The sequence below is a fragment of the Caenimonas sedimenti genome (assembly GCF_007833165.1).
GTDB classification, from domain to species: domain Bacteria; phylum Pseudomonadota; class Gammaproteobacteria; order Burkholderiales; family Burkholderiaceae_C; genus Ramlibacter; species Ramlibacter sedimenti.
This window is the reverse complement of the sequence record NZ_VOBQ01000004.1, coordinates 288,098-314,294: the sequence shown is the minus strand read 5'-3', so window position 1 is coordinate 314,294 and position 26,197 is coordinate 288,098. Positions and strand designations below refer to the sequence as shown.

Here is a 26,197-nt window from a genome sequence, read left to right as displayed (position 1 = left end):
CCCGCCTACTACCAAGACTTTCATGCGTTCGAGTGTAGCCTCGCGCTCAGCGAACCTTGTTCTCCACGGCGCCGGGCCCGGTAGGCACACGGAAGTTTTTCAAGGTCGTGGTCATCCACTGCCGCTCCTCCACCAGGCGCTTGGGCGCCAGGAAAGACTGCTTGCACTTCTTGCAGTCATAGTGTCGAAGCTTCGGAATCAACCGCATCCACCACGTGCGAGGCAGTCGGCCCACCTCGGAAAAGTCGCACTGGTCGCACGACTTCAGAAAGATCTGCATCCCTCGCTCCGCCAAGCAAGCCTTGTTGTTGGGTCTTGTCTTCTTGCCTCGGCTTGGGCTTGCGTTCAGGCCGGGTGTCTTCTCTCAACCCGAACTGTAGCGCTCGCGCGGCGGTTTTGCGATGGCTTTTTTGACGCGAAGCCGCCACGCAGCTACGCACCTTTTGAGGGTGAACTCTGCATCACGGTACGAAGAAGTACGCCGATGCATGTGCCGGACAAGTCGATGAACACATCGCGCACCAGCGGGTGCCGCCCTGGAATCAGGGATTGGAGCAACTCCGTCACCATGGCCAAGAGCAGGGCCAAGGCAAAAATCCGCATCACGGTCCAAGCGCCCCGGCCGTAGACAGGGCAAAGAGCGATCAACGCGAAGAGTACAAAATGCGCGGTGGCGGACCAGGGGATGGTTTGCCACAATTGCCCTTCGATCTCCGCCTTCAGGTCGCCTGGCATGGCTGTGCCCGCCAGCAAGGCGGCGATGAGCAAGGCGAGCGCCAGGTACCTGTTCAAGGTCTGTACGAGAAGGATTGGTGCCGGAGGCCGGAATCGAACCGGCACGGTGTTGCCACCGGCAGATTTTGAGTCTGCTGCGTCTACCGATTTCGCCACTCCGGCAGCGGGTGAAGGCAGCCGGAAATTATGGCACAGTGACGTGGATGGGCAACGCAACGAACAACTATCCCACCATCGAGGACGCCATCGGCAAGACGCCGCTGGTGGCCCTGCAGCGCATCGGCGCCGCCGACAACGCCAAGCGTGGCAACGTCATCCTGGGCAAGCTCGAAGGCAACAACCCGGCGGGTTCCGTCAAGGACAGGCCGGCGCTCTCGATGATCAAGCGCGCAGAGGAGCGGGGCGACATCAAGCCGGGCGACACGCTGATCGAAGCTACCTCCGGCAACACGGGCATCGCGCTGGCGATGGCGGCGGCCATCAAGGGCTACCGCATGGTGCTGATCATGCCGGAGGACCTGTCGGTCGAGCGGGCGCAGACCATGAAGGCCTTCGGCGCCGAGCTGCTGCTCACCCCCAAGAGCGGCGGCATGGAGTACGCCCGCGACCTGGCCGAGAACATGCAGCGCGAGGGCAAAGGCCGCGTGCTGGACCAGTTCGCCAACGCCGACAACCCGCGGATCCACTACGAGACCACCGGCCCGGAACTGTGGGACCAGACGCAGGGGCGCATCACGCATTTCGTCAGCGCGATGGGCACCACCGGCACCATCACCGGCGTCTCGCGTTTCCTCAAGGAGAAGAACGCCGGCATTCGCATCGTGGGCGCCCAGCCGAGCGAAGGCTCGCGCATCCCGGGCATCCGCAAGTGGCCGCAGGAATACCTGCCGAAGATCTACGACGCGACCACGGTGGACGAGCTGGTCTACGTGAGCCAGGACGATGCCGAGGAAATGTGCCGGCGGCTCGCTCGCGAGGAAGGCATCTTCGCCGGCATTTCCGCGGCCGGGGCCTGCTGGGTTGCGCAGCAGATCGCGCAGAAGGTCGAGAACGCCACGATCGTGTTTGTGGTGTGCGACCGCGGCGACCGCTACCTGTCGACCGGGGTGTTTCCGGCATGACCGGCGACTTCAAATTCTGCCCCCAGTGCGCGACAGCGCTGGAGTGGATCGGCCAGCTCGAAGACGGCGGCGAGAAGCAGCGGTTGCGCTGCGTGGCTTGCGGCTGGACGCATTGGAACAACCCGACGCCCGTGCTCGCGGCGGTCATCCAGTACCAGGACAAGGTGCTGCTGGCGCGCAATGCCGCCTGGGCGGGGAAGATGTACGCGCTGATCACCGGCTTCATGGAGGCCGGTGAAACGCCGCAGGAAGGCATCCAGCGGGAAATCAAGGAAGAGACGAATCTCCAAACCCTGGAGCTCAACCTGATCGGCGTCTATGACTTCCAGCGGATGAACCAGGTGATCATCGCCTATCACGCGCGTTGCGAGGGCGAGGTGTCGCTCTCGCCCGAACTCGTCGACTACAAGCTGTATGCGTACGACGAGGTCAAGTGCTGGCCGGCCGGCACAGGCTATGCGCTGGCCGAGTGGCTGCGCGGCAAGGGCTACGAGCCGGAGTTCGTGGAATTCCGGCGGGGTTGAACAGGCGCAGGGATCAGCTTCGAACCGCCTCGGCGTGTTCGAGAAACCACCGATAGGTCTGCCGCATGCCATCAGCCAACGGAATGGTGGCTTTCCACCCCATGCGTTCCAGCTTGGCCACGTCCATCAGCTTGCGCGCCGTGCCGTCCGGCTTGGAGGCATCGAAAACCAGCCGTCCCTTGAACCCGGTCACTTCGGCCACGGTTTCCGCCAGCTCGCGGATGGTGCAATCGACGCCTGTGCCCACGTTGATGTGCGAAAGCATGGGGTCGGTGTTCGCGCGGTAGGTGTCGAACGCCAGGTCCATCACGTGCACGGAAGCGGCCGCCATGTCGTCCACGTGCAGGAATTCTCGCATCGGCTTGCCGCTGCCCCAGACAACAACCTCCTCCTGGCCATTGCGCGCGGCCTCGTGAAAACGGCGCATGAGCGCCGGGATCACGTGGCTGTTCTCGGGGTGGAAATTGTCGTTGGGGCCGTACAGGTTGGTCGGCATCACGCTGCGGTAGTCGCGCCCGTACTCGCGGTTGTAGCTTTCGCACAGCTTGATCCCGGCGATCTTCGCCACCGCGTAGGGCTCGTTGGTGGGTTCGAGCACACCTGTGAGCAACGCGTCCTCGCGCATCGGCTGCGCCACGGCACGGGGATAGATGCATGAGGAGCCGAGCAGCAACAGTTTCTGCACGCCGGCCTTGTGCGCCGTGTGGATCACGTTGCACTCGATCATGAGGTTCTCGTAGATGAACTGCGCGGGGTAGGTGTTGTTGGCATGGATGCCGCCCACCTTGGCCGCCGCCAGGTACACCTGCTCGATCGCATGGCGCTCGAAAAAAGCCTCGACTTGCTCCTGGCGCGTCAGGTCCGCCTCGTCGCGCCCCGCCGTGACGATGTTCTCGCGCCCTAACGCTCGCAGACGCCGCACGATGGCCGAACCGACCATCCCACGGTGCCCCGCCACGAAGATGGCGCCCGCTGTCACGAGGCATTCTCCACGGACACGGGCAGGTGGTATCCGTGCGAGCGCAGCAATGCATGGCGCTTGGCCTCGGCCAGGTCCGCGGCCACCATCTCCTGGCACATGGATTCGGTGGAGACCTCCGGCGTCCAGCCGAGTTTCTCCTTGGCCAGCGTCGGGTCGCCGAGGAGGGTTTCCACTTCCGCCGGACGGAAGTAGCGTGGGTCCACCGCGACGAGCACGTCCCCGGGCTTCACTGCCGGCGCGTCGTCGCCGCGCACAGCAGCCACGATGCCCTTCTCTTCGATGCCAGCACCCTCGAAGCGCAGTTCGATACCGAGGTTGCTTGCCGACATGCGGATGAAATCGCGCACCGAAAACTGCTTGCCGGTCGCGATCACGAAATCGCGCGCTTCCGATTGCTGCAGCATCATCCACTGCATGCGCACATAGTCCTTGGCGTGCCCCCAGTCGCGCAGCGAATCCATGTTGCCCATGAAGAGGCACTGCTCGAGCCCCTGCGCGATGTTGCAAAGCCCGCGCGTGATCTTGCGGGTGACGAAGGTTTCGCCCCGGCGCGGGGACTCGTGGTTGAACAGGATTCCGTTGCACGCGTACAGGCCATAGGCCTCGCGATAGTTCACCGTGATCCAGTAGGCGTAGAGCTTCGCCACGGCATAGGGGGAACGGGGATAGAACGGCGTCGTTTCCTTCTGGGGAGTTTCTTGCACCAGCCCGTAGAGCTCGGAGGTCGATGCCTGGTAGAAGCGCGTCTTGTCTTTGAGCCCCAGGAGCCGGATGGCTTCCAGCAACCGCAGCGTGCCCATGCCATCCACATCGGCCGTGTATTCAGGTGCCTCGAAACTCACGGCCACGTGCGACTGCGCGCCCAGGTTGTAAACCTCGTCCGGCCGCACTTCCTGCATGATGCGCGTGAGGTTGGAGCTGTCCGTCAGGTCCCCGTAGTGCAGGATGAACCGCTTGTTGTCGACGTGCGGGTCCTGGTAGATGTGGTCGATGCGCCCCGTGTTGAACATGGAAGACCGGCGCTTGATGCCATGGACTTCGTAGCCTTTCTCCAGCAGGAATTCGGCGAGGTAGGATCCGTCTTGTCCGGTCACTCCAGTAATGAGTGCGCGCTTTGTCATTGGTGAAGTCCCTGTGCTTGACTGCAATTATGTGACAGGATGTGCGACCTCGTTTCTTTAGAATTGCGAATTCTCGAAGGCTTACATGCAGATCGACAAGGAACTCGACACCCGTGGCCTGAATTGCCCCCTGCCCATCCTGAAGGCCAAGAAGGCGTTGACGGAGATGCAGAGCGGCCAATTGCTCAAGGTCGTCTCCACCGACGGCGGTTCACTCCGGGATTTCCAGGCTTTCTCCAAGCAGACCGGCAACGAGCTGGTCGAGCAGCAGACGGTAGACGGCGAATTCGTCCACGTGCTGCGCCGGCGCTAGTTCTTCAGCGCGGCCAGGTATTCGCGGAACGCAGGCCCCACCTCTGGGTGCTTCAGCGCGAACTCCACGGTGGCTTCCAGGAAGCCTTGCTTGCTGCCGCAGTCGTAGCGCTTGCCCTCGTAAAGGAAGGCGTAGACCCCCTCGGTGGCGATCAGCTGCGCGATGCCGTCGGTGAGCTGGATTTCGCCGCCGCTACCACGGGGCTGGCTGCGGATCTTTTCGAAGACCGCTGGGGTCAAGAGATAGCGGCCGGCAACCCCGAGGCGGGACGGCGCCGTTTCGGGTGATGGCTTTTCCACCATGCGCGATACCTTGACGAGGCGCTCGCCTTGTTTGTCACCCGCGACGATCCCGTAGCGGCGCACGTGCTCCAACGGCACTTCCTGCACGGCCAAAATCGATCGGGGCGTCTCTTGGAATACTTCCACCATTTGAGCGAGCACCCCCGCGCTGCCCTCCGGACCGCACATCAGGTCATCGGCGAGCAACACGGCAAAAGGTTCATCGCCCACCAGCGGCTGCGCGCATAGAACCGCATGGCCCAGTCCCAAGGAACGCGGCTGGCGCACGTACGAAAAGTCCATGTCGTCCGGGGCCAGGGAGCGAACCAGCGAGAGCAACTCCTTCTTGCCCGAAGCCTCCAGCTCACTTTCCAGCTCGTAAGCCGTGTCGAAGTGGTCCTCGATGGCCCGCTTGTTCCGGCCGGTCACAAAGATCATGTGTCGGATGCCGGCGTCGTACGCCTCCTCGACGGCGTACTGAATCAGCGGCTTGTCGACGATGGGCAGCATTTCCTTGGGCTGCGCCTTCGTCGCGGGCAGGAACCGCGTTCCCAATCCTGCAACAGGAAACACGGCTTTGTTAATCTTTGTGACTTTTTTCATCGACTGAAACTCCCGAGACTGGCTACAGTTTGCCCAGTTTTCCACCGGCGCCTGCCATCTACCTTACGGTTTGCTCAGTTTTCTGTTGTAACAAGGTCGAATCAGTTGGACATTTTGCTGCTCGAACGGCTGGTCCCCGAAGCCCAGGCCTGGCTGGAGGCCAGGCACTTGGTCGAGTGCCGCCCGGAGCTGGCCAACGACGCCAGCGCCTTGCGCAAGGCCGTCTACAAGGCGCAGGCGGTCGTGCTGCCCCGCAAGCAGGTCGTCACCCGCGAGTTCCTCGATTTCGCCCCTTTGCTGAGAGCCGTGGCCCGCATGCATGTGGGCAGCGACAACACCGACCTGGAGGCCTGCCGCGAGCGGAAAGTGCGGGTGATCCAGGCGACGACGGCGAGCGTGCGATCCAATGCGGAATACCTCCTGGCCGGCCTGTTGCTGCTGTTTCGGCGCGGCATCGGTTCCTCGCTGATCGGTGACCGGCACGCCGACATCCGGCTGGGCCGCGAGCTCAATGGCAGCGTGGTCGGCCTGCTGGGATTGGCACCCACGGCCCATACCTTAGCGCTCATGCTGCATGGCTTGGGCGCGCGGCTGATCGGCTACGACCCGGCGGTGCACCACACCGCCCCGATCTGGGGCCGCCTTCGGATCCAGCCCGTCAGCCTGGCCGAGGTCATGGGGCAATCCGATGCCGTGTCGGTGCAGGTGATGTACGCGTCGCGCTACAACGGCTTTGTGAACGACAAGGTGCTGGCGCATTGCAAGCCCGGGCAGGTCTGGGTGGGCATCAGCCGGTCGTCGCTGTTCGACGCGAACGCGTTTGCGTCGGCGCTGACGGATGGCCGCATCGAAGCCGCCTTGCTCGATGGCGCGGAGGCAGGCTTTGCCTCCAAGGGTTCGCCACTGCACGAACTGAGCAACCTGTTCCTGACCCCGCGGCTGGGTTCCCACACCAGGGAATCGCGCGTGCGCGCCAGCTGGTATGTGGCCCACCGCATCCACGAAACCCTGTCGCACCCCGGCAATACAGGGTTCGATCAGCTCAATAGCGGCATGATGGGCCTGGACGCGAACCCACAGGACGGCGAGAGCACGGGCCCCAAATTCATCATCCGGTGAGGTCGTCGCGGTGTGGGTTCAACTGCCCCGAGGCGAATACTCGGGCACATAGCTGCGCAGCCAGTCCCGCACCGCCTGCGGCTCCGGGGCCGGCCCGGCTTCCGCCAGCCAGCGCGTGACATTCTCGACCTGCGGCGGCGCCCCGCTCGATTTGGCGATGCGCAGCTTGGCATGAGGGGTGGGCTCGGTCGTTTCGTCGTTGGCCATCAGTTCCTCGTAGAGCTTCTCGCCTGGCCGCAATCCGGAGTAGGTGATGGGAATGTCCTGTTCCGTCTTGCCGGAGAGCCGGATCAGCATGCGCGCCAGATCCACGATCTTCACCGGTTCGCCCATGTCCAGCACGAAAATCTGCCCCGACCGGCCCATCAAGCCCGCCTGCAGCACCAGCTGCGCGGCCTCGGGAATCGTCATGAAGTAGCGCACGATGTCAGGGTGTGTCACCGTCAGCGGCCCACCGCGTGCGATCTGCGTGGTGAAGAGGGGCACCACGGAGCCGCTGGATCCCAGCACATTCCCGAAGCGCACCGACACGAATTGCGTGCCGGGTTCCCCCGCCGCCACCGACTGCACCAACAGTTCGGCCAGGCGCTTGCTTGCGCCCATCACGTTCGTCGGATTGACGGCCTTGTCGGTGGAGATCATCACGAAACGCCTGGCCCCGCATGCCGCGGCCGCTTTCGCGGCGTTGAGAGTGCCGGCCACATTGGTGCGCAGCGCCTCGATTTCGTTGTCTTCCTCCATCAACGGGACATGCTTGTAGGCGGCCGCATGAAACACGACGGCAGGACGGTGCTTTTCGCACAAGGCGCGCAGCCGGTCGAATTCCCGCACGTTCGCGGTGTAGTAGGCGCCATGCATCTGCGGGTGCGCCTGTCGCAACTCCTGCTCCAGCTGGTAGATGGCGTATTCCGACGCATCCACGCAAACCAGGCGCACCACGCCGAAGCGAGCGATCTGCCGGCACAGTTCGGAGCCGATGGAACCGCCGGCTCCCGTCACCAGCACCACCTGGCCCGCGAACAGCTCCGACAGACCAGCCACGTCCAGCGAGACGGGCACGCGGCCCAGCAAATCTTCCAGTTCGACCTTGCGCGGCTCGGCGGATTCGGAACGCAGCCACTCGTCGGCACGCGGCATCGTCAGCAGCGTGATGCGCGCGTCCGCCGCGGCCAGCAGGGCGGTGCGCCTGTCGTTGGAGCCGGGTGGGCTGGCAATGATGGCGGTGGTCGCTCCCATCAATTGGCAGATGTCCGCGAGCTCAGCGATGTCGCCCTTCACGGGCACGTCCTGCAGCGAGCGTCCCGTCTCGGCGTCAATGGGGGAGGCGATGGCCACGGGCCGCCAGCGCTTTGAATCCTTGAGCGTTCGCACGGCGGCCGCGGCATCCTGCAACGCGCCGACCACCACCACGGGCGTACCGCCGTGGTTTCCTCGGCGGCCTTCCGCCACCGTCCGCCACGTGGCTCGCGCGCCGCCCAGCAGCAGGAGCGCCAGCACCGGATGCAGCACGAGCACCGACCGCGGGAAGTCCGGCAGCCGCAGCATGAGAACGGATGCCGCCGTCAACGTCGAACCGAGCAGGACGCCAACGACCAACTGCCGCAATTCCTGCAGCCCGGCAAAAGTCCAGACGTGGCGATAGGCGCGCGCCAGCCACAAGCCAGCGGCGAATGCGAGGAAGCAGATGGGGGCGGACAGCAAGGCCAGCTCCCTGTACGGATCTAGCAACTCCAGGTTGAAGCGCAGCCAGAAGGCGAGCCACCACGCGGCCAGGACCAGGGCCATGTCGATGCCCACCCGGGCCAGGAAAGGCTTTCCCATGACAGGATTCTCCCATGCGGCTCCACAGCGCTATCCCCGGCAGCCCCGCATGCGCACTACAAGCGCTTCAACTGATCGCGCAGCTTCTCCAACAGTGCGGTGAAGTCGGCGACGCGCCTGCGCATCTCCTCGATGACTGCCGGCGGCGCCTTGGCCACGAAAGCCTCATTCGAAAGCTTTCCGTTCGCCTTGGCGAGTTCGCCATCCACCCGGACGATTTCCTTGTTGATGCGCAGCTTCTCGGCGGCGGCATCGATCTCCATGAACAGGCAGAGGCGCGCGTCGCCCACCACCGCCACCGGGGCGGCCTGCGCCGCCGCGGCCCATGCGGCCTCGTCGTCGAAGACCTTCACTTCGTTCAGCTTGGCGAGCGACTGGAGCACGGGTGCCGCCTCGCGGATGAACCCCGCATCACCCAGCACGTAGGCTGGCAGACGCGTGCCCGGCGACACGTTCATCTCGCCGCGCAGGTTGCGGCTGGCGTCCACCACGGCTTTCAGCTTCGCCATCCAGGCTTCGGCAGCCGCGTCGATGTTCGCGGCGTTGGTTTCGGGGTAGGGCGCGACGCTGATGCTCTCGCCGGCCTTGCCCGCGACCGGGGCTACCTTCTGCCAGAGTTCCTCGGTGATGAAGGGGATGACAGGGTGCGCCAGGCGCAGGATCGCTTCCAGCACGCGGATGAGCGTGCGGCGCGTGCCGCGCTGCTGCTCAGCGCTTCCGGCCTGGATCTGCACCTTGGCGATTTCCAGGTACCAGTCGCAGTACTCGTCCCAGATGAACTGGTAGATGGTGTTGGCGACGTTGTCGAGGCGGTACTCGGCGAAGCCCCTGGCGACTTCCGCTTCGGTGCGCTGCAGCAGCGAGATGATCCACCGGTCGGCCGGCGTCAGTGTCGCGCCGGCTTCCGCCAGGTCCTGCCCCTCGCAATTCATCAGCACGAAGCGCGTCGCATTCCAGAGCTTGTTGCAGAAGTTGCGATAGCCCTCGCAGCGCTTGGTGTCGAAGTTGATGTTGCGGCCGAGGCTGGCGTAGCTCGCCATCGTGAAGCGCAAGGCATCGGCGCCATAGGCCGGCATGCCTTCGGGGAACTCCTTTTTCACGCGAGCCGCGACCTTGGGTGCGGTCTCCGGGCGGCGCAGGCCGACGGTCGACTTGTGGACCAGGGTGTCCAGATCGGCGCCCTGGATCAGGTCCACCGGGTCGACCACATTGCCCTCCGACTTGCTCATCTTCTTGCCTTCGCTGTCGCGCACCATCCCGTGGATGTACACGTGGCGGAAAGGCACCTGGCCAGTGAAGTGCGTGGTCATCATGATCATCCGGGCCACCCAGAAGAAGATGATCTCGTAGCCGGTGACGAGCACCGACGAAGGCAGGTACAGGTCCATCTCCTTCGTCTTTTCCGGCCAGCCGAGCGTGGAGAACGGCACCAGCGCCGACGAATACCAGGTGTCGAGCACGTCCGGGTCACGCGTGAGCTTCTTGCCGGGGGCCTGCGCCTGCGCCGAAGCTTCGTCGCGCGCGACGTAGACCTTGCCCTGTTCGTCATACCAGGCGGGAATCTGGTGACCCCACCAGAGCTGCCGCGAGATGCACCAGTCCTGGATGTTGTTCATCCACTGGTTGTACGTGTTGACCCAGTTCTCGGGCACGAATTTCACCTCGCCGGACTGCACCGCATCGATCGCCTTCTGGGCGATCGACTTGCCGGTCGGGTCCTGCGGGCTGACCTTGGTGGTGGCCACGAACCACTGGTCGGTGAGCATGGGCTCCACGACCTGGCCGGTGCGAGCGCAGCGCGGCACCATCAGCTTGTGCTTCTTCGTCTCTTCGAGCAGCCCTTGCGCTTCGAGGTCGGCCACCACTTTCTTGCGCGCCACGAAACGGTCCAGGCCGCGATACGCGGCGGGCGCGTTGTCGTTGATCGTGGCATCGAGATTCAGCACGCCGATCATCGGCAAGCCATGGCGCTGGCCGACCGCGTAGTCGTTGGGGTCGTGCGCCGGCGTGACCTTCACGACGCCGGTGCCGAAGGCGCGGTCGACGTACTCGTCGGCAATGACCGGGATATCGCGGTCACAGAGCGGCAGCTTCACGAACTTGCCGACGAGGTGGCGGTAGCGCTCGTCCTCGGGGTGCACCATCACGGCGGTGTCGCCCAGCATGGTTTCGGGGCGCGTCGTCGCCACCGTCAGGTGGCCATTGCCTTCAGCCAAGGGATACCGGATGTGCCAGAGGTAGCCGTCTTCCTCCTCGCTTTCGACCTCCAGGTCGCTCACGGCGGTCTTCAGTTCGGGGTCCCAGTTCACCAGCCGCTTGCCGCGATAGATGAGGCCCTGCTCATAAAGCTGCACGAAGGTCTGAGTGACGATGGCCGAGAGCTTCTCGTCCATCGTGAAGTACTCGTGCGTCCAGTCCACGCTGTCGCCCATGCGGCGCATCTGCGTGGTGATGATGTTGCCGGACTTCTCTTTCCATTCCCAGACCTTCTTCACGAAGTCGGGGCGGCCCAGGTCGTGGCGGCTCTGGCCCTGCTCCTGCAACTGGCGCTCGACGACGATCTGCGTGGCGATACCCGCGTGATCCGTGCCCGGCACCCACAGCGTGTTGTTGCCCCGCATCCGGTGGTAGCGGGTCAGGCTGTCCATGATGGTCTGGTTGAACGCGTGGCCCATGTGCAGGGTGCCCGTCACGTTCGGCGGTGGCAGCTGGATGGCAAAGGACGGCTCGCCGTCCTTGGGCGCCCCGGTGCCGCGGTAGCCCGCCCGTGCGTAACCACGCTGTTCCCACAGCGGTCCCCACTTCGCCTCGATGGCGGCGGGTTCGAAAGACTTGGAGAGGCTGTCCAGCCCAGGTTGCTTGTTGCTCACCCCGGAATTTTACCGGGGCAGGTCCTTCGCGGCCTGCACGCACTCCTTCAGCACCTTCGCATCGCCGACCTGGTTGGCCAGCAGCAGGATCAGGCGGGCGTTCAGCAGGTCGGACTGTTCCTTGGCCAGCCCTTCATGCGCATCGAGCAGCAGTTCGTAGAAGCCGTCGGCGTCCTGCAGGTTCAGGGTGGTCTTCATCACGCTTCCCCCAGCGCCGCGCCGAGCGACCGGCCGACCGCATGCACCAGCGCGGCGTCGACGCTCTCGCCCGTGGCGGCCACATACGCGTCCGGGCGCACGAGGGCCCAGGCGTGCCCAAACACATGGCAGGCGCCCTGCAGGTGGCCCTTGGGGTCCAGCACATGTTCGCGTGCCTCCGGTCGGTCGTCCGGGCCGACCACCTGCACGCAGCAGACCGGCGCCGTTTCCGCCAGGCTGTGCAGCCGCTCCAGGGCCGCGGGCGGGGCGCCGCCGAACAGCAACAGCAGCAGCCGGCCATCGGCCCAGCGCAGGAGCTGGTTCACCTCGCCCCGCGACCCGTCCGGCCACTGGAAAGCCACGTTCTGCACCGACTGGCCCCCCGTGCGGTCGCAGGCGGCCGACTGCGTGTAGGGATTGGCGATCGCCATGCGCCCCGTGTTGACGAACTGGCGGGCGAACGCGTGCTGCTTGGCCAGGCCCAGCGCCGCGTCCCGGAACATCTTCTCGACCGGCGACCCAGGGCGAAGGAAGCGCGCCGTGCGGTTGGTGACCAGCACGTTCTGCTTCGCCGCTTCGTGGCGCTCGTCGTGGTAGCTGTCCAGCAGGGCCGGCGCGGCGCGCCCCTTGAGCACGGCCGCAAGCTTCCAGGCCAGGTTATCCGCATCGGCAATGCCGGTGTTGCCGCCACGCGCGCCGAACGGGCTGACCACCTTGGCCGAATCGCCGATCATGAAGACCCGGCCGTGGCGCATGCGGTCCACGCATTCGCTGCGGTAGGCGTAAGGGCCGACCCAGACGATCTCGACGCCCGCATCGGCGCCGAATTGCCGGGCCAGGCGCTCCTGCACCACGTCTTCGCGGCTCACGTGGGCGGGGTCCGCGTCAGGTGCCATCTGGTAGTCGATGCGCCAGACGTTGTCGCCCATCAGGTGCTGCCAGACCGCGCGGTTCTCATTGAAAGGCGCCTCGATCCAGGTGTGGCGCTCCACCGGCGGGCGCTTGGTGAAGCGGACATCGGCGATGCACCAGCGGTCGTCGCCCTTCTTCGCCGTCACGGAGGCGCCGACCCACTTGCGGAAGGGGCTGTGCGAACCGGTCGCGTCGATCACGTGGTCGGCGCGCAGCTGGTAGTCGCCAGCCGGCGTGGTCACGCTGAGGGTGGCGCATTCGTTGTCCTGCGAGAAGGCGGTCACCCGGCTGCTCCAGCGCAGCTCGACATGGCCCAGCTCGTAGATGCGCTCGACGAGGTAGCCCTCGATGTAGAACTGCTGGATGTTGATGAAGGGCGGCTGGGTGGAAAGGTTGTAGGCGCTTTGCTGGCGCAAGTCGAACGAATACACCTCGTCGTTGCCGGCGAACGTACGCCCGACGCTCCACTGGATGCCCTTGGCCGCCACCCGCTCGTAGATGCCGAGCCGCTGGAAGATCTCCAGCGACTTCTGCGTGTAGCAGATACCGCGGGACGAGGCGCCTTTCACCCCGACGGTGTTGTCTTCGTCGAGCAGCACCGCGCGGATGCCGAGTTGTGCCAAGGCACAGGCGAGCGTGAGGCCTGCGATACCGCCCCCGACGATCACGATCGGGTGGTGGCTGGCCTGCCCGCTCGCGATTTCGGGTGGCGGCTGGAACGGATATTCGGGCAGCACATAGCCGGTGCCCTGGGTGAATTCGTAGCCGTTCGAGAACGCCGTCTCGGCGTAGCTGTCCGCCATGCGCTTGTCTCCTTGTCCTCCGTCATTCCCGCGAAGGCGGGAATCCAGAGCTTTCATGCATTCAAAACCGGAAGCTCTGGATCCCCGCCTCCGCGGGGATGACAGCCTACTTCTTCACCAGTTCCGGCCGGTCATTCTGCTGCGGCTTGAGCGGCGCGGCGGTCTTGCCTTCGGCGCGCTCCTTGCGCCATTGCTCCTTGCGCGCGGTCCATTCGCGCAGCCGCGCATGCGCCGTCCTGCTTTCCTCCAGCATCTGGAACTCGTCCGCCAGCTGCGCGGTGAGCTCGAGGCGCACGCCGTTGGGGTCGAAGAAATAGATGCTGTGGAAGATGTGGTGGTCGGTGACGCCCAGGACTTCCACGCCGTTGGCTTCCAGCCGCGCCTTCATGTCGAGCAGCGCCTGCACCGAATCCACCCGGAATGAAATGTGGTTCACCCACTTGGGCGTGTTGGGCGACGGCTCCGCCGCTTGGTCGTCGCCCAGGTCGAAGAAGGCGATGAACGAACCGTCCTGCAGCCGGAAGAAGAAGTGGGTGTAGGGGCAGTACTCGCCGGTGCTGGGCACGACGTCGCTCTGGATGATGTGGTAGAGCGGCAGGCCGAGAATGTCTTCGTAGAAATGCCGCGTCTCCTCGGCATCCCTGGCCCGGTAGGCGTAGTGGTGCAGTTGGTGGATCGGGGCCGGGGCGGGCAGGGCGGCGGGGTTTTTCAGGACGGCGGCCATGGATTCCTCGTTTACCTATACGTAATCGATTTACTATATCGTAATTCTGGATGGTTGAGAATCGTTATCAACTGGGCTGGCTTCATAGCCATACCCAATTCATCGGATTGACCTTGGCTATTAGACGGCTGGCCGCGGGCTGACTACCCTGTGACGGTTTCCGGCCGCGCCGGAACGTCCTGCATTGCTTCATCAACCACGAAGGAGATTTCCATGGCAGCACTCAAAGGCTCCAAGACGGAAGAGAACCTGAAGGCCGCGTTCGCCGGCGAGTCACAGGCCAACCGCCGCTACCTGTACTTCGCGAACAAGGCCGATGTGGAGGGCCAGAACGACGTGGCCGCCCTGTTCCGCTCCACGGCGGAAGGTGAGACCGGCCACGCGCACGGCCACCTGGAATGGCTGGAGCAGTGCGGCGATCCCGCGACCGGCCTGCCGATCGGCCCGACGCGCGACAACCTGAAGGCGGCCGTCGCCGGTGAAACCCACGAGTACACCGACATGTACCCGGGCATGGCCAAGACGGCCCGCGACGAAGGCTTCGACGAAGTGGCCGACTGGTTCGAAACGCTGGCGAAGGCCGAGCGCTCGCACGCCAACCGCTACACCAAGGCTTTGAACGAACTGGTGGACTGACCCCGGCTTTCCTCCCTCTCCCTCTGGGAGAGGGCTGGGGTGAGGGCTCGCCACGAGCCACTCATCCCAGCCCCTGAGAACAAGAGACCCCCCATGCCGCCACGCGAAGGCAGTCTCGAGGCGCCCACGCGGCACCCGATCGACTGGAAGTCCCCCGCCTACTACGACGAGGCCGCGACGTTCAAGGAGCTGGAACGCATCTTCGACATCTGCCATGGTTGCCGGCGTTGCGTGAGCCTCTGCGGGGCCTTCCCGACGCTGTTCGACCTGGTGGACGAAGGCAAGACCGGCGAAGTCGAGTCCGTCGAGAAGAAGGACTACTGGAAGGTGGTCGACCAGTGCTACCTGTGCGACCTCTGCTACATGACCAAGTGCCCCTACGTGCCGCCGCACGAGTGGAACCTGGACTTTCCCCACACGATGCTGCGCGCCAAGGCCATCAAGTTCAAGCAGGGTGGCGTGAGCTTCGGCGAGAAATTCCTCTCGTCCACCGACGTGCATGGGCAGTTCGCCGGCATCCCGATCGTGGTGCAGGTCGCGAACGCCGTGAACCAGACCAAGCCGATGCGTTCCCTGATGGAAAGCGCGCTCAACGTCGACCGCAATGCCTGGCTGCCCGCGCTGGCGACGCGCAAATTCCGCAGCGCGGCGCCCGAAACGCGCGACATCATGGTCACCGACGGCCAGCGCACGCCGGGCAAGGTCGCGATCTTCGCCACCTGCTACGTCAACTACAACGAACCCGGCATCGGCATGGACCTCTTGAAGGTCCTCTCCCACAACGGCATCCCCTACGAGCTGGTCGAGAAGGAAAAATGCTGCGGCATGCCCAAGCTGGAACTGGGTGACCTGGAATCGGTCGACCAGAGCAAGCAGGCCAACATCCCGGTGCTCGCGAAGTATGCGAAGGAGGGCTACGCGATCCTCTCCGCCGTGCCGAGCTGCACCCTGATGTTCAAACAGGAAATCCCGCTGATGTACCCGGACGATGCCGACGTGCAGGCCGTCAAGGCGGCGATGTGGGACCCGTTCGAGTACTTGTCCGCCCGCCGCAAGGACGGCCTGCTGCGCATGGAGTTCGCCAAGCCGCTCGGCAAGGTGAGCTACCACGTGCCTTGCCACAGCCGCGTGCAGAACATCGGCCGCAAGACGGAGGAGTTGCTGAAGCTGATCCCCGGCACCATCGTCCACACCACCGAGCGCTGCTCGGGGCACGCCGGTACTTTCGGCGTGAAGAAGCCGTACCACGAGGTCGCCATGAAGATCGGCAAGCCCCTCTTCAAGCGCATGGCAGACCATCCGGAGGGCGGCAAGCCGGACTACATCAGCTCCGACTGCCCGCTCGGCGGCCACCACATCGACCAGGGCTTCGAGCGCAACGGGCTGGGCGCGGTGAAACTGGAGCACCCGCTTTCGCTGGTGCGCATCGCCTACGGGCTGGAGTGAATCGATGCAGTTGACCGGCAAGATCACCCCCGAAAGCCTCATGACGCTGGAGGCTTACAGCAAGTGGCGCAAGGCGCACAAGGCGGACGTGATCGCCCACCGCAAGCTGCGCAGCGTGCGCCTCGGAGAGCACATCTCGGTGCAGTTCGAAAGCGAGCTCAGCATGCGCTACCAGGTGCAGGAGATGCTGCGGATCGAGAAGATCTTCGAGGAGGAAGGCATCCTGCAGGAGATCGACGCTTACCAGCCACTGGTGCCGGACGGCAGCAACTGGAAGGCGACGATGATGATCGAGTACCCCGACGAGAACGAGCGCAGGCGCGAACTCGCCCGGCTGATCGGCGTGGAAGACCGCATGTTCGTCGAGGTCGAGGGGCACGCACGCGTCTATGCGCTGGCCGACGAGGACATGGACCGCGAGAACGACGAGAAGACCTCGGCGGTGCATTTCCTGCGCTTCGAGTTCGCCCCGCCGTTGCGGGAAGCGATCCAGGCGGGTGCTGCGGTGAAGCTCGGGTGCGACCATACCAACTACCCGGCACACGTCGCCATTGCGCCGGAAACGCTGGCGTCGCTCGCGGGCGATCTGAAGTAGGGCAGGGCGCTCTGGATCCCCACGTACGCTTGCGCTCCTCACGCGGGGATGAGGGGGTGAGGTTTCGTCATTCCCGCGGAGGCGGGAATCCAGAGCTTCCGTCTTTCAGACCGGCGCGAACAGGTCCACCCGATCCGTGATGATGCCGTCAGTGCCGAGGTCCAGCAGCCGCTGGACCGCCCATTCGTCGTTGGGCGTGTAACTCAGGCAGCGGAAGCCGGCGCTGTGCGCCTGCGTGACGGTGCTCTTGTCCCACAGGGCGTGGTTGCAGACGATCGCCACGCATTCCAGCGACAAGGCCATCTCCAGCCAGCCCGTCCACAACGTGTCCAGCAGCAGGCCGCGCGGGAGTTCGGGCTGCACGGTTTGCGCGGCTTGCAGCGACTCGGGGCGGAACGAAGTGAGCAGGGGCGGCACCGCCTGACCATGCCAGAGGCGCGCCGCATGCTGCGCCACCACACGGCCCGTCTCCGCTTCGAGACCAGGCGTCGGCTTGATCTCGATGTTCAGGAAATAGCCATTCGCCAGGCAATAGCGGGCGATGTTCTCGAAGGTCGGCAGCGGTTCGCCGGCATGGGCCCGCGAATGCCAGCTGCCGGCATCCAGCCGGGCCAGCTGGTCCCAGGGCTGGTCGCCGCCCGTGCCGACACCATTGGTCGTGCGTTCCAGCGTGGCGTCATGCATCAGGAAGGGCACGCCGTCCACCGAGAGCTTCACGTCGCACTCGAACATGCGGTAGCCGTGCGCGGCGCCCAGGCGGAATGCGGCCAGGGTGTTTTCGGGCGCGAGCTTGCCGGCGCCGCGGTGCGCCACCCAGCGCGGATAGGGCCAGGCCTTCATTTCGATGGGGGGGTCATGTGATGCGCTTGCCGGTCCCGGCGTCGAACCAGTGCAGGCGGTCTTCGCGCGGCTTGACGTGGATGACCTCGTCGGCGGCCGGCGACTTCTGGCCTTCCTCGATCCGCACGATGATCTGCTCGTCGCCGAGGCGTCCGTAGATCAGGCGTTCGGCGCCCAGCAGTTCCACCGTCTCCGTGCGGATCTCCCAGCCCGAGTCACCCACGTCCAGGTGCTCGGGGCGGATGCCGGTGATCGTGCCGGGGCGCCCGCCCTGCGCGTTCTTCAGCAGGTTCATCGGCGGCGAGCCGATGAAGCTGGCGACGAACGTGGACGCGGGCCGGTGGTACACCTCTTCCGGCGTGCCGAACTGCTCCATGTTGCCGGCGTTCATGACGATCATGCGCTGGGCCAGCGTCATGGCTTCGACCTGGTCGTGCGTGACGAAGAGCGAGGTGATGCCCAGTTCGCGGTGCAGCTTCTGGATTTCCAGCCGGGTCTGCGCGCGCAGCTTCGCGTCGAGGTTCGACAACGGTTCGTCGAACAGGAACACCTGCGGCTGGCGCACGATGGCGCGGCCCATGGCGACGCGCTGGCGCTGGCCGCCGGAGAGTTGCCGCGGCTTGCGGTCCAGCAGGTGGCCCAGTTCCAGGATGCCGGCGGCCTTGTCGACGCGCTGCTTGATCTCCTCGATCGGCATCTTGCGGATCTTCAGGCCATAGGCCATGTTCTCGAACACGCTCATGTGCGGATAGAGCGCGTAGTTCTGGAACACCATGGCGATGTCGCGTTCGGCCGGCTCCAGCTGGTTGACGACACGGTTGCCGATCCAGACTTCGCCGCCGGAGATCTCTTCCAGGCCCGCGACCATGCGCAGCAGCGTCGACTTGCCGCAGCCCGAAGGCCCGACGATGACGATGAACTCGCGGTCGGCGACCTCGGCGTTCACGCCGTGGATCACCTGGAGTTCCTGCTTGCCCTTGCCGTACTTCTTGACGACGTTTCTTAGAGAGATTGAAGCCATCTTGTTCTACTTTTCGGTGTCCACGAGGCCCTTGACGAACCACTTCTGCATCAGGATCACGACGATCGCCGGCGGCAGCATTGCCAGAATGGCGGTGGCCATCACCACGTTCCACTCGATGTAGGCCTCGCCGGAGATCAGGCGCTTGATGCCCATCACGATCGGGTACATGCGCTCATCGGTGGTCACCAGCAGCGGCCACAGGTACTGGTTCCAGCCGTAGATGAACTGGATGACGAAGAGCGCCGCCATGGACGTCTTGGACAATGGGAGCAGCACATCCTTGAAGAACCGCATCGGTCCCGCGCCGTCCATGCGTGCCGCCTCCACCAGTTCGTCCGGAACCGTCATGAAGAACTGCCGGAACAGGAAGGTGGCCGTGGCCGAGGCGATGAGCGGAATCGTCAGTCCCGACATCGTGTTGAGCATCTTCAGGTCCGAGATGACCTGGTAGGTCGGCCCGATGCGCACTTCCACCGGAAGCATCAGGGTGACGAAGATCATCCAGAACACCAGGTTCTTGAACGGGAAGCGGAAGTAGACGATGGCGAAGGCCGACAGCAGCGAGATGGCGATCTTGCCGATGGCGATGATCAGCGCACTGGCCAGGCTGATGCCCATCATGGGCAGCGCCGGCGAGACCGTGGCACCGGCCTCCGTCTTGCCGCCGAACAGGGCGAACCGGTAGCTTTCGACCATGTTGGTGCCGGGCAGCAGGGAGATCGGGTTGCTCGCGTTGATCTGCTGCGCCGTCTGCGTCGAGCCGATGAAGGTGACGTAGATGGGGAAGAACACGACGACGACGCCCAGGATGAGGATCGCGTGCGAGATGAAGTCGAGGATGGGATTGCGCTGGATCATGTTTAGTCAGTCGAGGACAGAGCTGAGGTCTGCCCCGCGAAGCCTCAGTAGTGCACCTTCTTCTCGACGAACTTGAACTGGACCACCGTCAACGCGATGACGATCAGCATCAGGATCACGGACTGCGCGGCCGAGCCGTTGACGTCCATGGCCTTGAAGCCGTCGTAGTAGACCTTGTACACCAGGATCGCGGTGTCCTTGCCCGGCCCGCCGCTCGTCGCCGCATCCACGATGGCGAAGGTCTCGAAGAACGCATGCACGACGTTGATCACCAGCAGGAAGAACGTGGTGGGCGACAGCAACGGGAACACGATCGTCCAGAAACGCCGCCAAGGGGTCGCGCCATCGATGGTGGCCGCCTCGATCAAGGAGTGGGGAATCGACTGCAGCCCTGCCAGGAAGAACAGGAAGTTGTACGAGATGTACTTCCAGATGGAGGCGATCACGATCAGGGCCATGGCGTGCCGGCCGTTGAGGAGGTGGTTCCACTCGAATCCCATCTCGATCAGGGCATAGCGGATCACGCCGTAAGGCGAGGCGAACATCATCAGCCACAGCACGCCCGCCACCACCGGGGCCACGGCATACGGCCAGATCAGGAGCGTCTTGTAGACGCCGGCGGCGCGGACCACCCGGTTGGCCATCACCGCCAGCAGGAGCGACAGAGCCAACCCGCCGACCGCGACCAGGGCGGAAAAGACCGCGGTGATGCGAAACGAGTCCAGGTACGAGGGATCCGCGAACAGGCGCTTGAAGTTGTCCAGGCCCACGAATTCCCGGGTGGCGCCGAACGCGTCCTCCTGGAGCACGCTCTGGTACAGGGCCTGGCCGGCGGGCCAGAAGAAGAACACCAGGATGACGGCCATCTGCGGAGCGATCAACGCCCAGGGCAGCCAGCCGGACTTGAAGAGGACCCGTTTTTCCATAAGAGCGCTGTTGTAACCGATGCCGTCATTCCCGACGGCACTTTTCGTCATCCCCGCGCAGAGCCTGCCCCTGCGTAGGCAGGGGCGGGGATCCAGGGCATTCACAAGAAAAGCGGCCCTCGGCCGCTCTTCCTGGATTCCCGCCCCTGCCTGCGCAGGGGCAGGCTCTGGACGGGAATGACGGGCTTCTTAGCCCTTGTTGGCCTGCTGGAAACGCTCAAGCTGCTCGTTGCCGCGCTTGACCGCATTGTCCAGGGCTTCCTTCGGCTGCTTGCTGCCTTGCCAGACGCCTTCGAGTTCCTCATCGATGATGGTACGGATCTGGACGAAGTTGCCCAGGCGCACGCCGCGCGACTTGTCGGTCGTCTTGCGGACCATCTGGTTCACCGAGACGTCGAAGCCCGGATTCTGCTTGTAGAAGCCGGATTTCTCGGTCAGCTCGAACGAAGCCTTGGTCACCGGCAGGTAACCGGTGCGCTGGTGGCTGGCCGCCGCGACTTCGGGCTTGGACAGGTGGTTCAGGAAGGCGGCCACCGCCTTGTATTCCTCCGGCTTCTTGCCGGACATCACCCAGATGCTGCCGCCGCCGATGACGGTGTTCTGCGGGGCGCCCTGCACGTCCGGGTAGTAGGGCAGCGTACCGATGCCGTAGGCGAACTTGCTGTTGCGCTTCACGTTGCCGGAAAGTCCCGAGGAGCCGGTGATCATCGCGCACTCGCCGGACACGAAGGTGGCATCCGCCTTGTTCTCGCGGCCCTTGTAGACGAACAGGCCGGTCTTGGCCATGTTGGCCAGATTCTCGACGTGGCGCACGTGCAGCGGCGTGTTGAACGCCAGGCGCGTGTCCGTGCCGCCGAAGCCGTTGTTCTTGGTGGCGTACAGCACGTTGTGCCACGCCGAGAAGCTCTCCAGCTGGGTCCAGCTGATCCAGCTGGTGGTGAAAGGGCACTTGTGGCCGGAGGCCTTGAGCTTGGCGGCGGCCAGGGCGACTTCGGGCCAGGTGGTCGGGGGCTTCTCCGCATCCAGGCCCGCGGCCTTGAACGCGTCCTTGTTGTAATGGAACACCGGCGTCGAGCTGTTGAACGGGTAGCTCAGCATCTGCCCGTTGGGGGCCGTGTAATAGCCCGAGACCGCCGGCACGTAGATGCTCGGATCGAACTTCAGGCCCGCGTCGCTCATGACCTTGGCGACCGGGACGATGGCGCCCTTGGCGGCCATCATGGTCGCGGTGCCGACTTCGAACACCTGGATCATGTGCGGAGCGTTGCCGGCGCGATAGGCGGCGATGCCCGCCGTCATGGACTCGGCATAGCTGCCCTTGAACGTCGGGGTGATCTTGTAGTCCTTCTGGCTGGCGTTGAATTCCTTGGCGAGGTCGTTGACCCATTCGCCGAGGGCGCCGCCCATGGAATGCCACCACTGGACCTCCACTTGGGCCTGGGCCGGCAGCGCCAGGGCCGCCACGAACGCCAGCGCCGAAAGCTTGATCTTCTGCATGCTTGGATACTCCTGTTGGATGCTCAAAGGCCGCGACTGTACGGCCTATTTGTGACAGCGGATTACACCCACCGGACGAGGCGGCAACAAGCGGGGTTTCCCCAGCGGGTTGCTGCACTGCGGTAACATCTCCGCTCAGCCGAGGTTGCATTCAAATGGCTGACACGCAACAGCCATGAACGCCCCGACGAAAATCGAACAACTCCTGGCCGCCGCGGACGGCGACGCGCCGCGGCTTCGCGAGATCCCGTACAACTACACCTCGTTCTCCGACCGGGAGATCGTGATGCGCCTGCTCGGGGTGCGCGCCTGGGAGGTGCTGAACCAGTTGCGGGAGGAACGCCACACCGGCCGTTCGGCGCGCATGCTGTACGAGATCCTGGGCGACATCTGGGTCGTGCAGCGCAACCCCTACCTGCAGGACGACCTGCTGGACAACCCGCGCCGCCGCAAGCTCCTGGTCGAGGCGCTGCACCACCGCCTGGGTGAGGTCCAGAAGCGCCGCACCCCCGACAGCGACGCGCAGCGCGACGCCCTGGTCGGCGAGTTGCTGGCGCTCGCGAGCGTCGCGGTGCGGCGCTTCGACACGGCTTTCACCGAGACAGCGGAACTGCGCGCCCGCACGACACGCGCCCTGCGCCGGGTCACGGCCAAGGACAACATCAAGTTCGACGGCCTGTCCCGTGTCTCCCACGTGACCGACGCCACCGACTGGCGCGTCGAGTACCCGTTCGTGGTGCTGACGCCGGACACCGAGACCGAGATGGCCGCCCTGGTGCGCGGCTGCATCGAGCTGGGCCTCACCATCATCCCGCGGGGCGGCGGCACCGGCTACACCGGCGGCGCCGTGCCGCTCACCTGGAAGAGCGCGGTGATCAACACCGAGAAGCTCGAGGCGATGACCGAGGTGGAGCACGTCGCCATTCCCGGCCACGCGCAGCCGGTCCCGACGGTCTGGACGGAAGCCGGTGTGGTGACGCAGCGCGTGTCGGACGCCGCCGAACGCGCCGGCTTCGTCTTCGCCGTGGACCCGACGTCGGCCGAGGCCTCCTGCATCGGCGGCAACGTCGCGATGAACGCCGGCGGCAAGAAGGCGGTGCTCTGGGGCACGGCGCTGGACAACCTCGTCTCCTGGCGCATGGTCACGCCACAGGCCGAATGGCTGGAGGTGACCCGTCTCGACCACAACCTGGGCAAGATCCACGACGCGCCGGTCGCGACCTTCGAATGCAGGTACTTCGAGGCGGACGGCAAGACGCCCATCCGCACCGAGAAGCTCGAGATCCCCGGGGCGACCTTCCGCAAGGAAGGCCTGGGCAAGGACGTCACCGACAAGTTCCTCTCGGGCCTGCCCGGCATCCAGAAGGAAGGCTGCGACGGCCTGATCACCAGCGCGCGCTGGGTGGTGCACCGCATGCCGGCGCACACCCGCACGGTCTGCCTGGAGTTCTTCGGCAACGCGAAGGACGCCGTGCCCAGCATCGTCGAGATCAAGGACTTCATGTTCGCCGAGCAGAAACGCTCGGGCGTGGTCCTGGCTGGCCTGGAGCACCTGGACGACCGTTACCTCAAGGCAGTGGGCTACGCGACGAAATCCAAGCGGGTATCGGACGGCCGCGGCGGGCTGCCGAAGATGGTGCTGGTGGGCGACATCGCCGGCGACGACGCCGATGCGGTGGCGCGCGCCACGTCTGAAGTGGTGCGTCTGGCGAACTCGCGCAGCGGTGAGGGCTTCGTCGCCATCAGCCCCGAAGCACGCAAGAAATTCTGGCTGGATCGCAAGCGGACGGCCGCGATCAGCAAGCACACCAACGCCTTCAAGATCAACGAGGACGTCGTGATCCCGCTGCCGCGGATGGCGGAGTACACCGACGGCATCGAGCGCATCAACATCGAGCTGTCGCTGGCCAACAAGATCAGGCTGGCGGACGAGCTCGAGGCCTTTTTCAGCCGCGGCAACCTGCCGCTGGGCCGGCAGGACGACGCCGGCGAGATTCCTTCGGCCGAACTGCTGGAAGACCGGGTGGGGCAGGCGCTGGCGCTGGTGCGCGAGGTGCGGGCCCAATGGCAGGGGTGGCTGGCCGACGTCGACCGCCTGTTCCCTCAACTGCAGGATCACACGTTGCGCGCCAGCTGGAAGGCCCAGATCCGCGCGCCGCTGCAAGGCATCTTCGCCGGCAATGCGTTCGCGGCCATCCTGGCCGAGGTGACCGCCATCCACAAGCAGGTGCTCAAAGGCCGGGTCTGGGTCGCGTTGCACATGCACGCCGGCGACGGCAACGTCCACACCAACATCCCCGTCAACAGCGACAACTACGAGATGCTGCAGACGGCGCATGAGGCGGTGAAGCGCATCATGGTGCTGGCGCGTTCGCTCAACGGCGTGATCTCGGGCGAGCACGGCATCGGCATCACCAAGCTGGAATTCCTGACCGACGAGGAGCTGAAGCCGTTCGCCGACTACAAGCAGCGGGTGGACCCGGAAGGGCGTTTCAACAAGGGCAAGCTGCTGCGGCATGCGCAGGAGGATTCCGAGACCTCGGTCTACGCGGACCTCACCAACGCCTACACGCCCAGCTTCGGCCTGATGGGGCATGAGTCGCTGATCATGCAGCAGTCCGACATCGGCGCCATCGCCGACAGCATCAAGGATTGCCTGCGCTGCGGCAAGTGCAAGCCGGTCTGCGCCACCCACGTGCCGCGCGCCAACCTGCTGTACAGCCCGCGCAACAAGATCCTGGCGACCTCACTGCTGGTGGAAGCTTTCCTGTACGAAGAGCAGACGCGGCGCGGCGTCTCGATCAAGCACTGGGAGGAGTTCGAGGACGTCGCCGACCACTGCACGGTCTGCCACAAGTGCGAGAACCCCTGCCCGGTGAAGATCGACTTCGGCGACGTGTCGATGAACATGCGCAACCTGCTGCGCAAGATGGGGCAGAAGAGTTTCCGCCCCGGCAACGCCGCGGCCATGCTGATGCTGAATGCCACCAACCCCGAGACCATCAAGCTGGTCCGGGGCGCGATGGTCGGCATCGGGTTCAAGGCGCAGCGCATGGCCAACAACCTGCTGCGCGGCTTCGCGCATCTGCAGGTGAAGGCCCCGCCGGCGACCAACGGCACCGCTCCCATCAAGGAGCAGGTGATCCATTTCATCAACAAGAAGCTGCCGGGCAACCTGCCCAAGAAGACGGCGCGGGCACTGCTGGACATCGAGGACAAGGACTACGTCCCGATCATCCGCAACCCCCAGGCCACGACGGCCGAGACCGAGGCGGTCTTCTATTTCCCCGGTTGCGGCTCCGAGCGCCTGTTCTCGCAGGTGGGGCTGGCGACCCAGGCGATGCTGTGGCACGCCGGCGTGCAGACGGTGCTGCCGCCCGGCTACCTGTGCTGCGGCTACCCGCAGCGCGGCTCCGGCCAGTTCGACAAGGCCGAGAAGATCATCACCGACAACCGGGTGTTGTTCCACCGCGTGGCCAACACGTTGAACTACCTGGACATCAAGACGGTGGTCGTGTCCTGCGGCACCTGTTACGACCAGCTCCAGGGCTACGAGTTCGACAAGATCTTCCCCGGCTGCCGCATCATCGACATCCACGAATACCTGCTGGAAAAAGGCATCAGGCTGGAAGCGGCCGGCGCCTACCTGTACCACGACCCCTGCCACAGCCCGATGAAGAAGCAGGAGCCGATGAAGACGGTGAAGGCGCTGGTGGGTGACAACGTCCGCAAGTCGGAACGCTGCTGCGGCGAGTCCGGCACGCTCGGCGTGACCCGGCCGGACATCTCCACCCAGGTTCGCTTCCGCAAGGAGGAGGAACTGCGCAAGGACGAGGCCGCGCTGCGGGCTTCCGGCGCCGTCGGCGCCAAGGAGGACATCAAGATCCTCACCAGCTGCCCGAGCTGCCTGCAAGGGCTCTCGCGCTACAACCACGACCTCCAGAACGGCCTGCTGGAGGCCGACTACATCGTGGTCGAAATGGCGAATCGCCTGCTGGGTGCCAACTGGATGCCGGAGTACGTGCACGCGGCCAACAACGGGGGCATCGAGCGCGTTCTCGTGTAAGGATTGCCCCGCGTGCGCGAAAAGCCCATTGCGCGTGTTGCTGTGCGGCCCGAAAATTGCACCTGATCGTGAAATTCGCAACGGGCACCCATCACGGGGTGCTTCTGCGACATGTTTGTCACACCTGTGACCGTGTATAACGCGATAGGTCAGCAGATTTCCCATTTGCACCGGGTACCGGA

The 26,197-nt window shown here is 64.8% G+C and carries 23 protein-coding genes and 1 tRNA gene; 8 read left to right on the top strand and 16 right to left on the bottom strand.

What is annotated here, in order from left to right:
- Positions 1–46: 46 nt before the first annotated feature.
- From FN976_RS06165 to FN976_RS06155, 3 genes are all read right to left on the bottom strand, one after another.
- Positions 47–280 carry a hypothetical protein gene (locus FN976_RS06165; RefSeq protein WP_145892056.1) on the bottom strand — a complete coding sequence of 78 codons (234 nt, stop codon included), beginning with the start codon at positions 278–280 and terminating at the stop codon, positions 47–49.
- Between the two features lie 152 nt (positions 281–432).
- Entirely contained in the window at positions 433–792 is a 360-nt protein-coding gene (locus FN976_RS06160; RefSeq protein WP_145892054.1) for a VanZ family protein, read from the bottom strand.
- An 18-nt stretch (positions 793–810) separates the two neighbouring features.
- Positions 811–897: transfer RNA gene (locus FN976_RS06155), tRNA-Leu, on the bottom strand.
- Between the two features lie 41 nt (positions 898–938).
- Here FN976_RS06155 and cysM point away from each other — a divergent pair.
- Positions 939–1,856 carry a cysteine synthase CysM gene (gene cysM, locus FN976_RS06150; RefSeq protein ID WP_145892052.1) on the top strand — a complete coding sequence of 306 codons (918 nt, stop codon included), beginning with the start codon at positions 939–941 and terminating at the stop codon, positions 1,854–1,856.
- Entirely contained in the window at positions 1,853–2,380 is a 528-nt protein-coding gene (locus FN976_RS06145; RefSeq protein ID WP_145892050.1) for an NUDIX hydrolase, read from the top strand. The genes cysM and FN976_RS06145 overlap by 4 nt, the downstream gene beginning before the upstream one ends.
- Positions 2,381–2,393: 13 nt before the next feature.
- On the opposite strand, the gene fcl is transcribed toward FN976_RS06145, so the two are convergent.
- Both fcl and gmd read right to left on the bottom strand, forming a co-directional pair.
- Complete coding sequence (gene fcl / locus FN976_RS06140; RefSeq protein ID WP_145892048.1) at positions 2,394–3,359, bottom strand: GDP-L-fucose synthase; 966 nt, start codon at positions 3,357–3,359, stop codon at positions 2,394–2,396.
- The gene (gene gmd, locus FN976_RS06135) at positions 3,356–4,483 is read right to left on the bottom strand and encodes a GDP-mannose 4,6-dehydratase (protein ID WP_145892046.1); all 1,128 of its coding nucleotides are present in this window, start codon (positions 4,481–4,483) and stop codon (positions 3,356–3,358) included. The genes fcl and gmd overlap by 4 nt, the downstream gene beginning before the upstream one ends.
- 85 nt (positions 4,484–4,568) lie before the next feature.
- On the opposite strand from gmd, the gene FN976_RS06130 reads away from it, so the two are divergent.
- Positions 4,569–4,796 (top strand): sulfurtransferase TusA family protein, encoded by a 228-nt coding sequence (locus FN976_RS06130; protein ID WP_145892044.1) that lies wholly within the window; start codon positions 4,569–4,571, stop codon positions 4,794–4,796.
- On the opposite strand, the gene galU is transcribed toward FN976_RS06130, so the two are convergent.
- Positions 4,793–5,680: a UTP--glucose-1-phosphate uridylyltransferase GalU gene (gene galU, locus FN976_RS06125; RefSeq protein WP_145892042.1), complete on the bottom strand. Its 888-nt coding sequence runs from the start codon at positions 5,678–5,680 to the stop codon at positions 4,793–4,795. The two genes, FN976_RS06130 and galU, sit on opposite strands and share 4 nt — an antisense overlap.
- A gap of 105 nt (positions 5,681–5,785) precedes the next feature.
- Between galU and FN976_RS06120 the strand changes: the two genes are divergently transcribed.
- Positions 5,786–6,799, top strand: a complete 1,014-nt coding sequence (locus tag FN976_RS06120) for an NAD(P)-dependent oxidoreductase (protein ID WP_145892040.1) — start codon at positions 5,786–5,788, stop codon at positions 6,797–6,799.
- Between the two features lie 18 nt (positions 6,800–6,817).
- Here the strand turns inward: FN976_RS06120 and FN976_RS06115 are convergent, their stop codons facing one another.
- The 5 genes from FN976_RS06115 to FN976_RS06095 form a co-directional block, all read right to left on the bottom strand.
- Positions 6,818–8,620, bottom strand: a complete 1,803-nt coding sequence (locus tag FN976_RS06115; protein WP_145892038.1) for a polysaccharide biosynthesis protein — start codon at positions 8,618–8,620, stop codon at positions 6,818–6,820.
- 56 nt (positions 8,621–8,676) lie between these two features.
- Positions 8,677–11,490 (bottom strand): valine--tRNA ligase, encoded by a 2,814-nt coding sequence (locus FN976_RS06110; protein WP_145892036.1) that lies wholly within the window; start codon positions 11,488–11,490, stop codon positions 8,677–8,679.
- Positions 11,491–11,499: 9 nt separating this feature from the next.
- A complete protein-coding gene (locus FN976_RS06105; RefSeq protein WP_145892034.1) occupies positions 11,500–11,688 on the bottom strand; it encodes a DUF2783 domain-containing protein in 189 nt (62 codons plus the stop codon).
- Positions 11,688–13,403 (bottom strand): FAD-dependent oxidoreductase, encoded by a 1,716-nt coding sequence (locus tag FN976_RS06100; RefSeq protein ID WP_145892032.1) that lies wholly within the window; start codon positions 13,401–13,403, stop codon positions 11,688–11,690. The genes FN976_RS06105 and FN976_RS06100 overlap by 1 nt, the downstream gene beginning before the upstream one ends.
- A 106-nt stretch (positions 13,404–13,509) precedes the next feature.
- On the bottom strand, positions 13,510–14,127 hold the full coding sequence (locus FN976_RS06095; protein WP_145892030.1) for a VOC family protein: 618 nt from the start codon (positions 14,125–14,127) through the stop codon (positions 13,510–13,512).
- 213 nt (positions 14,128–14,340) lie between these two features.
- On the opposite strand from FN976_RS06095, the gene FN976_RS06090 reads away from it, so the two are divergent.
- From FN976_RS06090 to FN976_RS06080, 3 genes are all read left to right on the top strand, one after another.
- Positions 14,341–14,763 (top strand): rubrerythrin family protein, encoded by a 423-nt coding sequence (locus tag FN976_RS06090; protein WP_145892028.1) that lies wholly within the window; start codon positions 14,341–14,343, stop codon positions 14,761–14,763.
- Positions 14,764–14,856: 93 nt separating this feature from the next.
- Positions 14,857–16,209, top strand: a complete 1,353-nt coding sequence (locus tag FN976_RS06085; RefSeq protein WP_145892026.1) for a (Fe-S)-binding protein — start codon at positions 14,857–14,859, stop codon at positions 16,207–16,209.
- 4 nt (positions 16,210–16,213) lie between these two features.
- Complete coding sequence (locus FN976_RS06080) at positions 16,214–16,804, top strand: DUF3501 family protein (protein WP_145892024.1); 591 nt, start codon at positions 16,214–16,216, stop codon at positions 16,802–16,804.
- 105 nt (positions 16,805–16,909) lie between these two features.
- On the opposite strand, the gene ugpQ is transcribed toward FN976_RS06080, so the two are convergent.
- From ugpQ to ugpB, 5 genes are all read right to left on the bottom strand, one after another.
- Positions 16,910–17,644, bottom strand: coding sequence for a glycerophosphodiester phosphodiesterase (ugpQ, locus tag FN976_RS06075; protein WP_145892022.1), 735 nt, complete (start codon positions 17,642–17,644; stop codon positions 16,910–16,912).
- 13 nt (positions 17,645–17,657) lie between these two features.
- Entirely contained in the window at positions 17,658–18,665 is a 1,008-nt protein-coding gene (locus FN976_RS06070) for a sn-glycerol-3-phosphate import ATP-binding protein UgpC (RefSeq protein ID WP_145892020.1), read from the bottom strand.
- 6 nt (positions 18,666–18,671) lie between these two features.
- On the bottom strand, positions 18,672–19,526 hold the full coding sequence (gene ugpE, locus FN976_RS06065) for a sn-glycerol-3-phosphate ABC transporter permease UgpE (protein WP_145892018.1): 855 nt from the start codon (positions 19,524–19,526) through the stop codon (positions 18,672–18,674).
- 44 nt (positions 19,527–19,570) lie between these two features.
- A complete protein-coding gene (gene ugpA / locus FN976_RS06060; RefSeq protein WP_145892016.1) occupies positions 19,571–20,452 on the bottom strand; it encodes a sn-glycerol-3-phosphate ABC transporter permease UgpA in 882 nt (293 codons plus the stop codon).
- A gap of 189 nt (positions 20,453–20,641) precedes the next feature.
- Positions 20,642–21,949 (bottom strand): sn-glycerol-3-phosphate ABC transporter substrate-binding protein UgpB, encoded by a 1,308-nt coding sequence (gene ugpB, locus FN976_RS06055; RefSeq protein WP_145892014.1) that lies wholly within the window; start codon positions 21,947–21,949, stop codon positions 20,642–20,644.
- Between the two features lie 175 nt (positions 21,950–22,124).
- On the opposite strand from ugpB, the gene FN976_RS06050 reads away from it, so the two are divergent.
- On the top strand, positions 22,125–26,015 hold the full coding sequence (locus tag FN976_RS06050; protein WP_145892012.1) for a DUF3683 domain-containing protein: 3,891 nt from the start codon (positions 22,125–22,127) through the stop codon (positions 26,013–26,015).
- Positions 26,016–26,197 lie beyond the last annotated feature (182 nt).

Coding starts and splice junctions, on each gene's coding strand:
- ugpA (WP_145892016.1), bottom strand. CDS start 20,452: ATGGAAAAACGGGTCCTCTTCAAGTCCGGCTGGCTGCCCTGGGCGTTG.
- FN976_RS06070 (WP_145892020.1), bottom strand. CDS start 18,665: ATGGCTTCAATCTCTCTAAGAAACGTCGTCAAGAAGTACGGCAAGGGC.
- FN976_RS06115 (WP_145892038.1), bottom strand. CDS start 8,620: ATGGGAAAGCCTTTCCTGGCCCGGGTGGGCATCGACATGGCCCTGGTC.
- FN976_RS06080 (WP_145892024.1), top strand. CDS start 16,214: ATGCAGTTGACCGGCAAGATCACCCCCGAAAGCCTCATGACGCTGGAG.
- cysM (WP_145892052.1), top strand. CDS start 939: ATGGGCAACGCAACGAACAACTATCCCACCATCGAGGACGCCATCGGC.
- gmd (WP_145892046.1), bottom strand. CDS start 4,483: ATGACAAAGCGCGCACTCATTACTGGAGTGACCGGACAAGACGGATCC.
- FN976_RS06105 (WP_145892034.1), bottom strand. CDS start 11,688: ATGAAGACCACCCTGAACCTGCAGGACGCCGACGGCTTCTACGAACTG.
- FN976_RS06130 (WP_145892044.1), top strand. CDS start 4,569: ATGCAGATCGACAAGGAACTCGACACCCGTGGCCTGAATTGCCCCCTG.
- FN976_RS06165 (WP_145892056.1), bottom strand. CDS start 280: ATGCAGATCTTTCTGAAGTCGTGCGACCAGTGCGACTTTTCCGAGGTG.
- ugpB (WP_145892014.1), bottom strand. CDS start 21,949: ATGCAGAAGATCAAGCTTTCGGCGCTGGCGTTCGTGGCGGCCCTGGCG.
- FN976_RS06085 (WP_145892026.1), top strand. CDS start 14,857: ATGCCGCCACGCGAAGGCAGTCTCGAGGCGCCCACGCGGCACCCGATC.
- ugpE (WP_145892018.1), bottom strand. CDS start 19,526: ATGATCCAGCGCAATCCCATCCTCGACTTCATCTCGCACGCGATCCTC.
- ugpQ (WP_145892022.1), bottom strand. CDS start 17,644: ATGAAGGCCTGGCCCTATCCGCGCTGGGTGGCGCACCGCGGCGCCGGC.
- FN976_RS06090 (WP_145892028.1), top strand. CDS start 14,341: ATGGCAGCACTCAAAGGCTCCAAGACGGAAGAGAACCTGAAGGCCGCG.
- FN976_RS06145 (WP_145892050.1), top strand. CDS start 1,853: ATGACCGGCGACTTCAAATTCTGCCCCCAGTGCGCGACAGCGCTGGAG.
- FN976_RS06100 (WP_145892032.1), bottom strand. CDS start 13,403: ATGGCGGACAGCTACGCCGAGACGGCGTTCTCGAACGGCTACGAATTC.
- galU (WP_145892042.1), bottom strand. CDS start 5,680: ATGAAAAAAGTCACAAAGATTAACAAAGCCGTGTTTCCTGTTGCAGGA.
- FN976_RS06095 (WP_145892030.1), bottom strand. CDS start 14,127: ATGGCCGCCGTCCTGAAAAACCCCGCCGCCCTGCCCGCCCCGGCCCCG.
- FN976_RS06050 (WP_145892012.1), top strand. CDS start 22,125: ATGAACGCCCCGACGAAAATCGAACAACTCCTGGCCGCCGCGGACGGC.